This is a genomic window from Flavobacterium sp. Root420, from assembly GCF_001427905.1.
In the GTDB taxonomy this organism is placed as follows: Bacteria; Bacteroidota; Bacteroidia; order Flavobacteriales; family Flavobacteriaceae; genus Flavobacterium.
Genome location: NZ_LMEF01000023.1, coordinates 1 through 12,597 on the forward strand (window position 1 = coordinate 1; position 12,597 = coordinate 12,597).

The following is a 12,597-nucleotide window of genomic DNA, read 5'->3' on the forward strand; positions in this document are numbered from 1 at the left end:
CTCATTTACACAATGAAGTTTAAATTCAATACTGTATTTTACTTTTCTTTCCATAAAAATGCCCCCAAATTGTGTCTAACATTTTGGGGGCAGTTCAAATTTCAAGGGCTTTTTTATGCTTTAAAGGAAATTATCCTTCGTCTTCTTCTGTTACTTTTTTTAATGAATCATCTGGTAATTCTTCATCGTCGTCAGTTGAGTTTAATTCGAAGAAACTAAAAAAGGAACCGCCATAATTTTTCTGGAAAGAAAAATTACTCAAATGTTCCATTTTGGTATATTTTGAATGTTCAATAATCATCATGCCGTCTTCGTGCAATAAATCTCTTTCGAAAACGGTTAATACAATTTTTTCAAACGCAGCCTGATCTAATCCGTAAGGCGGATCGGCAAAGATAATATCGTAAGAAGTTTTACAGTTTTCCAGAAATTTAAAAACATCACTTTTGGTAGCGGCGATATTAAAATCATATTCTGATGCAACTTGTTTAATGAATTTTACGCAGCCAAAATCTCCGTCAACAGAGGTTATGGGTTCACTTCCGCGTGAAGCAAATTCAAAACTAATATTACCGGTTCCCGAAAATAAATCTAAAACTTTTAAGCTGTCAAAACTAAAATGATTGTTCAAAACATTAAATAATGCTTCTTTACTCATGTCAGTTGTAGGTCTTACAGGAAGGTTTTTTGGCGGAAAAATGCGGCGTCCTTTGTATTTTCCAGAAATGATTCTCATGATTGAAATAAGATATAATGTTTTTGATTTTGTGCAGTAGAAAAGCTGTTTTTTTCTTGTAATGTGCTTACATCTAAGAAGGAAACATTACGAATGTATTTATACGCGATGGCATAAAAAGGGTCATTTTTTTCTATGGTACCTAACAATTCGAGTGGAAAAATCTCAGGATTTAAATTCGATTGTTCGGCCGTAAAAAGGATATAATAGATAAAATCTTCCGGTGTTTGATATTCAAAAGAATTGAATAACAATAGTTTTTGATTTTGAACTACGATAATTTCAAAATGCTCCGGATTAAAATTAACGATCATTTTTTTATCATCGTTATTTCTTGAAGCGTCAAGAATTTTTTCGACTAAAATACTGTTAACATGTTTGTAATCAAAAGATCCAACGTTGTCAATCAGGAAATTATTGATGTTTACATAAGGAATGTAAACCGCATTCATTTCGTAATTTGAAATGGTATCGAAAGTAAAAAAATCAGTTTCAAATACTTTTGTATTGTATTGTAGATAACTTCCCAGATAATTTTCATCAAAAAGCGCAGTTGGAACAAAAGTCGAAAGATTGTTATTATGAATTACCATAATTTCGTCATAACTCTCTTTTAGCTCCGGATATTTTTTAAAAGCATCACTAAATGATTCTTCGATTTTAGTCGTCTTTTGAGTCGGATCAAAATGAATTTCATTGAACGAAGTAATGGTATTATTTAAGGTGTCAAAACAACAAAAAGAGAATCCGGTCAGGGAAACCTGAATAGAAAGCTTTTTATAATTTTTGGATGTAATATTAGTATTTTGAAATGCCATAATTTGATTTTCAATTCATTACCTGTTGTAGTGTCAAGAAAGAATTTAATTCGAACACAAACTTACAAATTAAAAAGCAAGAATAATAATTGCAATTTCAAAAAACAATTTAATATACATTTTAAGGTAATGTTAAGTTTTTTTCCACCATATAAGTAATATAAGTTGAATTAAGCAGAGATGTATAGCAAGGTTTATTACTTAAAGGAATTTTAAGAAGGCGTAAGTGTAGAACTTAAATGACCTTATATTACTTATATGGTGGAAAATATTGATTTTGGACATTGAAATTGATATTTAAAAAACCGTACTTTGTAGTTCAATTTAACCCTATGAATTCAGCATTGTTTTACGGCGTTTTACAAAGAAAATTTCCTTTTGCACCTACTTATAAACAGGATATTTTTTTTCAAAAAATAGCTATTTTTCTAACCGAACCCGCTAACGATACCATTTTTGTACTCAAAGGATATGCCGGAACGGGAAAAACAACGGTGATTTCGACTATTGTAAATAATCTTGGGGAAATTAATAAGAAGTTTGTTTTGCTGGCACCAACAGGTCGCGCGGCAAAAGTAATTGCCAATTACTCGAATACGCCGGCATTTACGATTCACAAAAAAATATATTTTCCTAAAAAATCTTCTGGTGGAGGCGTGGCTTTTACCAAACAGGTCAACAAGCATAAAAACACAATTTTTATCGTCGATGAGGCTTCGATGATTTCAGACAGTAATTCGGATTCTAAGCTGTATGACAACGGATCACTTTTAGATGATTTGATTCAGTATGTTTATTCGGGGACCAATTGCAAAATGATTCTTTTGGGAGATACCGCTCAGCTGCCTCCGGTAAATTTAGATATTAGCCCGGCGCTTGATATTCAAACTTTGGGTGTTCACTACGATAAGGAAGTTGAACATATCGAATTGGATGAAGTAATGCGTCAGGAAGAGAATTCCGGGATTTTATTCAATGCGACTGAATTGCGAGAATTACTAAAAGAAAACTTTATTACGGAGTTTAAATTCAACGTTAAAAAGTTCAAAGACATCGTTCGTTTGACTGATGGATATGATATTCAGGATGCGATAAACACAGCTTATAGCAATTATAGTATTGAAGATACGGCTTTTATTGTACGCTCGAATAAAAGAGCAAATCAGTACAATGAACAAATCAGAACCCGAATTTTGTTTAAGGAAAGCGAACTTTCAGTTGGCGATTTTTTGATGGTCGTAAAGAATAATTATTTCTGGTTAAAAGAAACCGATGAAGCCGGATTTATCGCCAACGGAGATATTATTGAAGTATTGGAGATGTTCGGAATCAAAGAATTATACGGATTTACTTTTGCAAATGTAAAAATCAGAATGGTCGATTATCCAGATCAAAAACCTTTTGAAACGGTTTTGTTATTGGACACAATTAAAAGTGAATCTCCTTCTTTAACGTATGAAGAATCAAATCGTTTGTATGAAGAAGTAATGAAAGATTATGAAGAAGAGAGTACGAAATACAAGAAATTCCAAAAAGTAAAAGAAAACGAATATTTTAATGGTTTACAAGTGAAATTCTCGTATGCCATAACCTGTCATAAATCACAAGGAGGGCAGTGGGATACCGTTTTTGTAGAACAGCCGTATTTGCCAAACGGAATCGATCGCGATTACATTCGATGGTTGTATACCGCAATGACACGTGCCAAAAATAAGTTATATTTGATAGGATTTAAAGATGAGAGTTTTGAGGAATAAAAACACTAATTCCACGAATTAGCACGAATTTTCTTTTGAAATTTAAATTAGTGAAAATCTGTGAAATTTGTGTTTAATATTTATTACAATGACAACACTAAACGACTTACATTCGATTTCATCAACGTTTTCGAATACAGATAAAATGACGGTTTTGTTTTTAGGGCACGGAAGTCCGATGAACGCTATTGAAGAAAATCAGTTTGTGGCTGGCTTTCGAGATTTGGCCAAAACATTGCCACAGCCAAATGCTATTTTGTGTATTTCGGCGCATTGGTTTACCAACGGAACCAAAGTCACTTCGATGCAAATGCCAAGAACAATTCATGATTTTGGAGGTTTTCCGCAGGCGCTTTTTGATGTACAATATCCTGCAAAAGGAAGTCCGGAACTGGCTATTGAAACTAAGAAAATACTAGAACCCGTTCATGTCGATTTAGACGAACATTGGGGTTTAGATCACGGCGCCTGGAGTGTTATCAAACACTTATATCCGGAAGCAAATGTTCCGGTAATTCAGTTGAGCATTGATTACACGAAATCAGGTCAATATCATTTTGAGTTGGCTCAGAAGTTACAATCGCTTCGTCATAAAGGTGTTTTGATTATCGGAAGCGGTAATATCGTTCACAATTTACGTTTGGTAGATTTTAGAAATTTTGACAAAGACAATTACGGTTTCGATTGGGCAATTGAAGCCAGAGAAACAATTAATAATTATTTGCTGGATGAAAATTTCCAGCCCTTAATTGATTTCGAAAAAATGAACAAAGCGATTCACTTGGCAATTCCAACTCCGGATCATTATTTACCTTTGTTATATACTTTAGGTTTAAAAGAAAAATCAGAGGAGTTGAGCTTGTTTAATGATAAATTACTGGCAGGTTCATTGAGTATGACATCTGTAAAAATAATATAAAAAAAACTTTGTGAATCTCTGTGAAAGAGTTATTACACAAAGTGGCACTAAGATTTCACAGAGATTCACAAAGAATAAAATTTAAAAATATAAAATGAAAATAATAGCTGTAATTCCGGCGCGATATGCATCAACACGTTTTCCTGCTAAACTAATGCAGGATCTTGGAGGTAAAACTGTAATTCTAAGAACATACGAAGCCTCTGTGGCAACAAAATTATTTGATGATGTATTTGTTGTAACCGATTCTGATTTGATCTTTAATGAAATTGTTTCTAATGGAGGAAAAGCCATTATGAGTATCAAAGAACACGAATCAGGAAGTGACCGAATTGCAGAAGCGGTGGCAAGTTTAGATGTTGATATTGTAGTGAATGTTCAGGGTGATGAGCCTTTTACAGAAGCGGGGCCGTTAGAACAGGTTTTATCTGTTTTTAAAAATGATGAAGACCGTAAAGTTGATTTAGCTTCTTTAATGCGTGAAATTACAGATGAGGAAGAAATTAATAACCCAAATAATGTGAAGGTTGTGGTAGATCAATCGCAGTTTGCGTTGTATTTTTCGCGTTCGGTTATCCCGTATCCGAGAGATAAAGATGTGGGGGTTCGTTATTTTCAACACATCGGAATTTATGCTTTCAGAAAACAGGCTTTATTAGACTTTTATAGCTTGCCAATGAAGTCTTTGGAAGCATCGGAGAAATTGGAGCAACTTCGCTATTTAGAATTCGGAAAACGTATTAAAATGGTAGAAACAACTCATGTTGGAATCGGAATTGATACGGCTGAGGATTTAGAAAAGGCGAGGGCTGTTTTGGCTTCGAAATAGTTGTATTGCGGTGAATTGGCACGCGGATGACGCAGATTTAAACGGATTTTTTTAAACTATACTTTCTTTTGAAAATGAGTGCCCTAGCCCTGATGGGAGGGAAAATCCTTTTGTGCCGGGGTTCGGCATAAAAGATTGGAAGGACAGCAGGAACTAGCTCCTTAAAATCCCAATTATAAATTTTAAGCGTAAAGTTTTTAATCTAAAATCTAAACTCAGAAATCTAAAATAAAAAAAGCTCCAAATATTGGAGCTTTTTTATATCTAAAATCAAACTAAATCCTTAGTATAAATCCGGGAATTTAGAAGGATTAACTTCATGCATCATGCTATACACTTTTTCAAAGATATCTTCTGCAGAAGGTTTCGAGAAATAGTCGCCATCAGTTCCGTAAGCTGGTCTGTGCGCTTTTGCAGCAAGTGTTTGCGGTTTGCTGTCTAAATGAATATAAGCATCTTGTTCTTCAAGAATCTGTTGTAAAATAAATGCTGAAGCTCCACCAGGAACATCCTCGTCGATTACTAACAAACGATTTGTTTTTGCGATACTTTTTACAATGTCTTTATTGATATCGAATGGAAGTAGAGATTGAATATCAATAACCTCACAGTCAATTCCTAAGTCTAATAATTCAGTTGCAGCCTGTTCAACCAATCTTAAAGTTGAACCGTATGAAACTAAAGTAATATCAGAACCTTCTTTTAGCGTTTCAACAACACCAATTGGCGTTTTGAATTCACCAAAATTCAAAGGTGTTTTTTCTTTTAAACGATAACCGTTCAAACATTCAATTACCAAAGCGGGTTCATCAGTCTCTAAAAGAGCATTATAGAATCCTGCAGCCTGTGTCATGTTTCTTGGGACCAAAACATGGATTCCGCGAATAGCGTTGATAATCATTCCCATTGGTGAGCCAGAATGCCAGATACCTTCTAAACGGTGTCCGCGAGTCCTGATAATTAATGGTGCTTTCTGTTTTCCAACAGTTCTATATTGTAAAGTAGCCAAATCATCACTCATGATTTGAATTGCATACAGTAAATAATCTAAATATTGAATCTCAGCAATTGGGCGTAAACCTCTTAAAGCCATTCCGATTCCCTGACCTATAATAGTAGCTTCACGAATTCCGACATCGGCCACACGAAGTTCTCCGTATTTTTCCTGCATGCCCTCTAAACCTTGGTTTACATCACCAATGTTTCCAACATCTTCTCCAAAAATTAGCGTTTCAGGATATTTGGTAAACAAAGCATCAAAGTTATCACGAAGAATCATTCTGCCATCTGAATCCGGTTTTGCATTATCTGCGTATTCAGGAAGTACTTTTTTTACTGATGAAATATTTAATTCTGAATCAGAATGCAAATGACTGCTGAATCTTGGTTGTGTTTTTGAAATGTAATCCGTAATCCAGTTAGATAATAAAGCTTTACTGTTTGGGACTTCAACAAAACGCAATATTTTACGCGCTATAACTAACATTTCCTTTTTTAAAGGCGATTTAATAGCACTTAATTCTGAAATATATTTTCTAATTCTTTCTTTATGATTGATACTTGCTTCTGCAATTTGCTCCAACAAAGCCAAAAGATTTTTTTGATCTTCAATAATTGGATTGATGAAAGAGTTCCAGGCTTCTTTTTTAGCTTCGAGAACTTCTTTTTTCAATTCAAAATCAATTTCTGACAATTCTTCCGGAGATGCAATATTGATCGCAATCATCCATAAACGCATCTGACGAATACAATCGAAATCTTTTTCCCAAGCAAGTCTCTCTCCGTTTTTGTAACGCTCGTGAGAACCTGAAGTAGAATGTCCTTGCGGCTGTGTTAATTCGTTTACGTGAATTAAAACCGGAATATGTTCTTCGCGGGCAATGGCGCCGGCACGTTCATAAGTCGAAACCAGTTCAGCATAATCCCAGCCTTTAACCCTGAAAATTTCATAGCCTTTAGAATCTTCATCACGTTGATATCCTTTTAGGATTTCAGAGATGTTTTCTTTTGTGGTTTGATGTTTAGCGTGAACGGAAATCCCGTATTCATCATCCCAAACACTCATTACCATCGGAACTTGTAAAACTCCTGCAGCGTTTATAGTTTCAAAAAACAAACCTTCCGAAGTACTCGCATTACCAATGGTTCCCCAAGCCACTTCGTTTCCATCTACAGAGAATTTATCTTTGATGGTAATTCCATCAACATTTCTGTAAATTTTTGAAGCCTGTGCCAATCCTAATAATCTTGGCATTTGTCCGGCTGTAGGTGATATATCTGCGCTTGAATTTTTTTGTTTTGTTAAGTCTTTCCAGGATCCGTCTTCGTTTAAACTGTGCGTTACAAAGTGTCCGCCCATTTGTCTTCCCGCTGACATAGGATCAAAATCTAAATCGGTATGACCGTATAGACCTGCGAAAAATTGTTTTGGAGTCAGTTCGCCAATCGCCATCATAAAAGTCTGATCGCGGTAATATCCAGAACGGAAATCGCCATTTTTAAAGGCTTTCGCCATGGCAAGCTGTGGCACTTCTTTTCCGTCACCAAATATTCCAAATTTGGCTTTTCCTGTCAATACTTCTTTACGACCTAAGAGGCTACATTCACGGCTGGTTATTGCAATTCTGTAGTCGTTTAATACCTCAGTTTTGAAATCCTCAAATGTTAACGTAGTATTGTTTTTTTCTATAATCATAATCTGGAATGGTCATGTTGAGACTGCGAAATTACTTAAAAACAATCAATAATCATAATTCTTTAAAATAAATATAATTTAATTATTTGTATTTAAAATCCAAAAACTACGTATTTTATTTATGTATTGTTGAATAAAAAACACAATTTAATGATAATTATACATGTTTTTGATTAAAATTTATTTAATTAAAGCCATTTTCGGGTAAAAAGATTGACTAATGTTTTAGGGGACAATGTTATAACAAATCTTATTTTTTCGTTATATTTTGTTTGAGTAATTTCCCAGCCATTATTTGAATAAACCGGAAAATAAAGCTCAAAGTAATCCGGAACCAAATTTAATCGAACACCACTGTCGTAAACAAAATCAGCACTTTGGTGTTTACTTTTCGTAAAACCAATGTCTCCATAAAGCTCAATCCAGTTCCATACAGCATAACTTGCGTTTACTGTTGATATCCATTGATTGGCGTAAGAAGGCTCAATTTTCGATTTAAAACCACCTTCTGCCATTACAAATTGCTGACTGAAAAATCCGGTACTTTCAGATCTTCCATAAAAATTATAATCAAACATATAATCTGTTGGGCGGTCTAAGCCAAAACTGAAATAGTCTGAATTTGTTGTATTATAAAGGAAACTTCCAACGTATAATCTCAAATTTAGTTTGCGATTGTTTTCAAATAATCTTCTGTATTCAATTTCAGCAGATAATTTCCCGAAATCTCCGGAAAATTGAACATCAGTCATAAAATTAAAATGATTGATTAATTCGGTTTTGGTATTTGAATATCGTGCATTAAAAACAGAATAATTGGGCGTTGAATTATCTGTGATATAATCGCTTGCTTCACGATTTACAATAACCTGACGAAATAGGAAAAGTTGTTTTCTGTTGTCTCTGAAATTTTTCTCCCGAATTCTAAACTGAACCATCGGATTCAATCTTAAATAAGTGGCATCTGGCGCATAATGATAATAATTTTGACTTAAAGAATATCGTACATTATATAAGGTGCTGTTACGGTAATATTGATTCCATACGAAGGCAGAAGATCCTGAAATTGTTTGGGCTTTAAGAGAATAGGCCGGATTTATGTCAAACGTAAATGGTTTATCTAATATCGTTTTATTGTGAAAACGGAATCCAGGTGTGAAACCATCATAATAATTATAGGTAAGTGTTGGTATATATAGAATTTGGTTATAATACGGATCTTCCAGATCTTTAGCAAAATTAAATTTGATTGGACGATTGGTAATTACAACATTTTTCAGTGATTTCCAGTTATTTCTTTGATTGTATTCCGGAACTTCATTATCGTAATTAATGACAATTTTATCCGCATTTTTTCGCTCAAAGTTATAAATTGAATCATTGTTGTTTTTTGGTTCAATCCATGTTTTAAAAACGACTTCATTTTTCCTGATTCCATAAATCGGAATTGGAGCGTAAATGCCTGTTTTGTTTTTTATCTGAAATTGAACGCTGTCTTTGGTTCTTGAAACATTTGTGAATTTATAATCGATAATTTCACGGGAATCTATAATGGTTTCAAAAAACCAATTGATTTTTTTTGGACTGTTTTTAGTTAATATATCTTCAAAATCATATCGATTTGTTTGTCTCTTTTTATTTAGATTATAAAATTCCTGTACACTTTCAGGAACGATATTATGATTTAAGTAATCATCCAAATAACTCAAACTTAAACCTGCACGGTATTTACTGGCAATCTGTTCATTGAATTTGATCAGCGTATTTTTTGGGTCACCAATTGGCTGATCGAGATTTTTTCGAGCCATCAGCATATAGTAATAATTATATTGCTCGTTAAAAGTCAGATTCGTAATATTATAACTTTTAAAAAGTTTCATATCTGAAAGTCTTCCTAACATCTTTTGATCCAGATGATTTTCTTCCATGTATTTCATCATGGTATAAATCTGAATTCCGTCATAAACCCAATTGTCTCTTCGGGGATCTAAGCGTAAACTGGTTTTTAGATAATTGTTCAGATAGGTCTTTAAGAAAGTAATCTCAAAAATAAATTCATCTGAAAACGGGCTAATAAATGACGGCAATTGATTCAATCCATAAAAAGGGTTTCGATCATAATCAGCCTGAGATACCGTAATTTTTCGATGCGGATATTTCCCAATAAATTCATTGGCAAAAGTGGCAACTCTGTTGATTACAATGGCTCTCTGAACGTCGTTGAGTTTTTTCGTTTTTAAATCGGAAAGCACTTCTAAATCTCCGGTAGTATAACTCCTGAAACTATTTTGCTTTTCAATAAATAAATTAAAATCAGTTCTGTTGGTTCCCGAAAATAAATAAGAACTAAAGGCAGTATTTGAAACATCTTTCGAAACCGAATTCAAGTCGGTCGTAATCGAATAATTATTTGGAATTTTTATTTCAACTTCATAATCTGAACTTGCATTCGCAATATCGTCCAAATTGAAATTGTTGTTTTTGATAAACTTATGATTTTCAAATCGGGCAGGGGTTAAAAACCAGTTTTTAAGTTTCATTCCACCATTTTGACCAAAGCCGTAATGCGTAAATTTATCACTCGGAATTTTTGAAATATAAGTCAGGTGCAAATCAATTTTTTCGCCTGGATTTAATTTTCGGTTCAGTTTTACAACAATAAAATCCGGATTTTTATCGGTTCTTTCCCATTCCAGAGCCAAATTTTCTGAATCCGTCAGATTTAAGATCGTTGTACTTCCTCGTTCTTCCGGTTTAGCTACGTGAAACCCCCTATAGAATTCATCCGAAAAACGTTTGGCCAATGGCGTGTTTTTATCAGAGAAGGCATTATTCCAGTCATTCAAAACAATCGAAATCAAAGAATCGTTTGATGTATTATAAAAGGTAATATCCTGTTTTACATTCAGCGTTTTAAGCTCAAGGTTTACCGCCACTTCCATCTTAGACTGATGTTGTGCGTATTGTTTTATCGAACTGAATAAAACTAAAATGAAAAATATAATTTTATAAAATGATTTCAAGGATGGCTTAAAAATTAAGGGATATACTTAAGTTACGAGCGAAAAGTTGCTTTGGTTTTTTGTAAAAATAGTATAAAAAAAGCTGTTTAAAAAAACAGCTTTCAATTTTTATGTATTTAAACCATATAAGTAATATAAGAAAATTTAGTTTTGCTTAGTTTTAGTGCAAAGATTAAATGGACTTATATTACTTATATGGTAGAAAAAAATTAGAAATTTGGACTTAAATCGTATTTCTTATAGAATTTATCTAATACGTCAACAACTTCATCTTCAGTGTCTACGATTTTGAATAAGTTTAAATCGTCCGGACTTACCGTTTTCATTTTTTCAACCAAAACCGTTTTTACCCATTCGATTAAGCCTGACCAGAATTCAACTCCAACCAGAATAATTGGGAATTTTCCAATTTTCTTCGTCTGAATCAAAGTAATCGCTTCAAACATTTCGTCTAAAGTTCCAAAACCTCCAGGCATAACCACGAATCCCTGAGAATATTTTACAAACATTACTTTTCTAACGAAGAAATAATCAAAATTAAGGTTTTTATCGTGGTCAATATAAGGATTAAAATGCTGCTCAAAAGGCAATTCGATATTCAGTCCTACCGAAGTTCCGCCACCTAAATGCGCACCTTTATTTCCGGCTTCCATAATTCCGGGACCACCGCCTGTAATCACGCCATAACCTGCTTTACTAATTTTATAAGCAATTTTTTCGGCCAGTAAATAGTATTTATCGTCCGGTTTTGTTCTGGCAGATCCAAAAATCGAAACACACGGACCAATACGTCCCATACTTTCATAACCGTTTACAAACTCGGCCATGATTTTAAAAATCGCCCAGCTGTCATTGGTTCTAATTTCGTTCCACGTTTTTTGTTTCAAACGATCCTGAATTACTTTATCCTCATCATTATCAAAATCTTCTAATCTCATTTTTGGTATATTATAATTTATATTTTATTCTTATTTGTCACACTGAGCATAGTCGAAGTGAGGAGCTATTTCCTGCTGTCCACTGTATCTTTTGTGCCGAACCCCGGCACAAAAGGATGCCGTTCCCATCAGGGCTAGGGTACTCGTTTTCAAAAGAAATTTCGGTTTTATAAAAAAGAAAAAATCCTTACTTAATAGGTTTGTTCTTCAATTGATTTAGTAATATGGCTTTTAACTTTTCCGGTATGTTCTGTGGTTTTGGATTCAATAAGCATTATCAAACACTCCTCAACAGATGAAACCCTGTGATTTATTCCTTTTTTTACCACGAATAATTCACCTTTCTTCATAATGAATGATGGCTCATTTTCAATTTCCATTAAAAGTTCACCGTCGACAATATAAAATAATTCGTCCTCATTTTCGTGATTATGCCACGGTATTTCCTGACCTTTTATTTTAGCCACTTTAATATATTGATCATTTACTTCATCAATTATTTTAGGCGAAAAATATTGGTCGACATTACTGAATTTTTCTTTTAGATTCATAGATTTTATATTAGTCTTTGCCGGAATGAAAAAATTTTTCAAAAACGGCTAGCTAAATTAAGTCTTTTTTTGAGAATTGTCACAAGAATGTCTATTTATTAATTTAAATGTAACATTTGTGAATGGGTAGATTTTGGATTATACTTCATTATCAATAAATTATAGAAAATGAATTTTACAACAATTACAATATCTGATATAAAATATATGTCGTTCCTACGGAACTTAATTACGAAAGATGTAAAATTATCAATGGATTAATCCCGAAGCCTCGGGACGTTGCTACAAACATTTCGTTCCTCCGGAACTAAAGATTATATCGAAAAAAGCT

The 12,597-nt window shown here is 33.5% G+C and carries 9 protein-coding genes; 3 read left to right on the forward strand and 6 right to left on the reverse strand.

The genetic code is table 11. From position 1 onward, the window contains the following. Positions 1–130: 130 nt before the first annotated feature. Together ASC72_RS11980 and ASC72_RS11985 are read right to left on the reverse strand one after the other, a co-directional pair. Complete coding sequence (locus ASC72_RS11980) at positions 131–736, reverse strand: RsmD family RNA methyltransferase (RefSeq protein ID WP_056191013.1); 606 nt, start codon at positions 734–736, stop codon at positions 131–133. After that, the gene (locus ASC72_RS11985) at positions 733–1,554 is read right to left on the reverse strand and encodes a DUF3822 family protein (protein WP_056191015.1); all 822 of its coding nucleotides are present in this window, start codon (positions 1,552–1,554) and stop codon (positions 733–735) included. The genes ASC72_RS11980 and ASC72_RS11985 overlap by 4 nt, the downstream gene beginning before the upstream one ends. 332 nt (positions 1,555–1,886) lie before the next feature. On the opposite strand from ASC72_RS11985, the gene ASC72_RS11990 reads away from it, so the two are divergent. The 3 genes from ASC72_RS11990 (at position 1,887) to kdsB (ending at position 5,059) form a co-directional block, all read left to right on the forward strand. Beyond that, entirely contained in the window at positions 1,887–3,311 is a 1,425-nt protein-coding gene (locus ASC72_RS11990) for an ATP-dependent RecD-like DNA helicase (protein ID WP_056191017.1), read from the forward strand. An 88-nt stretch (positions 3,312–3,399) separates the two neighbouring features. Then, positions 3,400–4,230 (forward strand): 4,5-DOPA dioxygenase extradiol, encoded by an 831-nt coding sequence (gene ygiD / locus ASC72_RS11995; RefSeq protein WP_056191019.1) that lies wholly within the window; start codon positions 3,400–3,402, stop codon positions 4,228–4,230. Positions 4,231–4,324: 94 nt separating this feature from the next. Beyond that, positions 4,325–5,059 (forward strand): 3-deoxy-manno-octulosonate cytidylyltransferase, encoded by a 735-nt coding sequence (kdsB, locus tag ASC72_RS12000; RefSeq protein ID WP_056191022.1) that lies wholly within the window; start codon positions 4,325–4,327, stop codon positions 5,057–5,059. 283 nt (positions 5,060–5,342) lie between these two features. Here the strand turns inward: kdsB and ASC72_RS12005 are convergent, their stop codons facing one another. The 4 genes from ASC72_RS12005 to ASC72_RS12020 form a co-directional block, all read right to left on the reverse strand. After that, positions 5,343–7,754, reverse strand: a complete 2,412-nt coding sequence (locus tag ASC72_RS12005; RefSeq protein ID WP_056191024.1) for a thiamine pyrophosphate-dependent enzyme — start codon at positions 7,752–7,754, stop codon at positions 5,343–5,345. 188 nt (positions 7,755–7,942) lie between these two features. Continuing rightward, positions 7,943–10,696: a hypothetical protein gene (locus ASC72_RS12010; protein ID WP_056191026.1), complete on the reverse strand. Its 2,754-nt coding sequence runs from the start codon at positions 10,694–10,696 to the stop codon at positions 7,943–7,945. 290 nt (positions 10,697–10,986) lie between these two features. Then, entirely contained in the window at positions 10,987–11,715 is a 729-nt protein-coding gene (locus tag ASC72_RS12015) for a TIGR00730 family Rossman fold protein (RefSeq protein WP_056191028.1), read from the reverse strand. Positions 11,716–11,906: 191 nt separating this feature from the next. Beyond that, complete coding sequence (locus ASC72_RS12020) at positions 11,907–12,266, reverse strand: cupin domain-containing protein (RefSeq protein ID WP_056191030.1); 360 nt, start codon at positions 12,264–12,266, stop codon at positions 11,907–11,909. Positions 12,267–12,597: the final 331 nt, after the last annotated feature.

What these genes read in the sequence shown, in the direction of transcription:
- ASC72_RS11990 (WP_056191017.1), top strand. Translation starts at nt 1,887, where the DNA reads ATGAATTCAGCATTGTTTTACGGCGTTTTACAAAGAAAATTTCCTTTT.
- ASC72_RS12015 (WP_056191028.1), bottom strand. Translation starts at nt 11,715, where the DNA reads ATGAGATTAGAAGATTTTGATAATGATGAGGATAAAGTAATTCAGGAT.
- kdsB (WP_056191022.1), top strand. Translation starts at nt 4,325, where the DNA reads ATGAAAATAATAGCTGTAATTCCGGCGCGATATGCATCAACACGTTTT.
- ASC72_RS12020 (WP_056191030.1), bottom strand. Translation starts at nt 12,266, where the DNA reads ATGAATCTAAAAGAAAAATTCAGTAATGTCGACCAATATTTTTCGCCT.
- ASC72_RS11980 (WP_056191013.1), bottom strand. Translation starts at nt 736, where the DNA reads ATGAGAATCATTTCTGGAAAATACAAAGGACGCCGCATTTTTCCGCCA.
- ASC72_RS12010 (WP_056191026.1), bottom strand. Translation starts at nt 10,696, where the DNA reads ATGGAAGTGGCGGTAAACCTTGAGCTTAAAACGCTGAATGTAAAACAG.
- ASC72_RS12005 (WP_056191024.1), bottom strand. Translation starts at nt 7,754, where the DNA reads ATGATTATAGAAAAAAACAATACTACGTTAACATTTGAGGATTTCAAA.
- ygiD (WP_056191019.1), top strand. Translation starts at nt 3,400, where the DNA reads ATGACAACACTAAACGACTTACATTCGATTTCATCAACGTTTTCGAAT.
- ASC72_RS11985 (WP_056191015.1), bottom strand. Translation starts at nt 1,554, where the DNA reads ATGGCATTTCAAAATACTAATATTACATCCAAAAATTATAAAAAGCTT.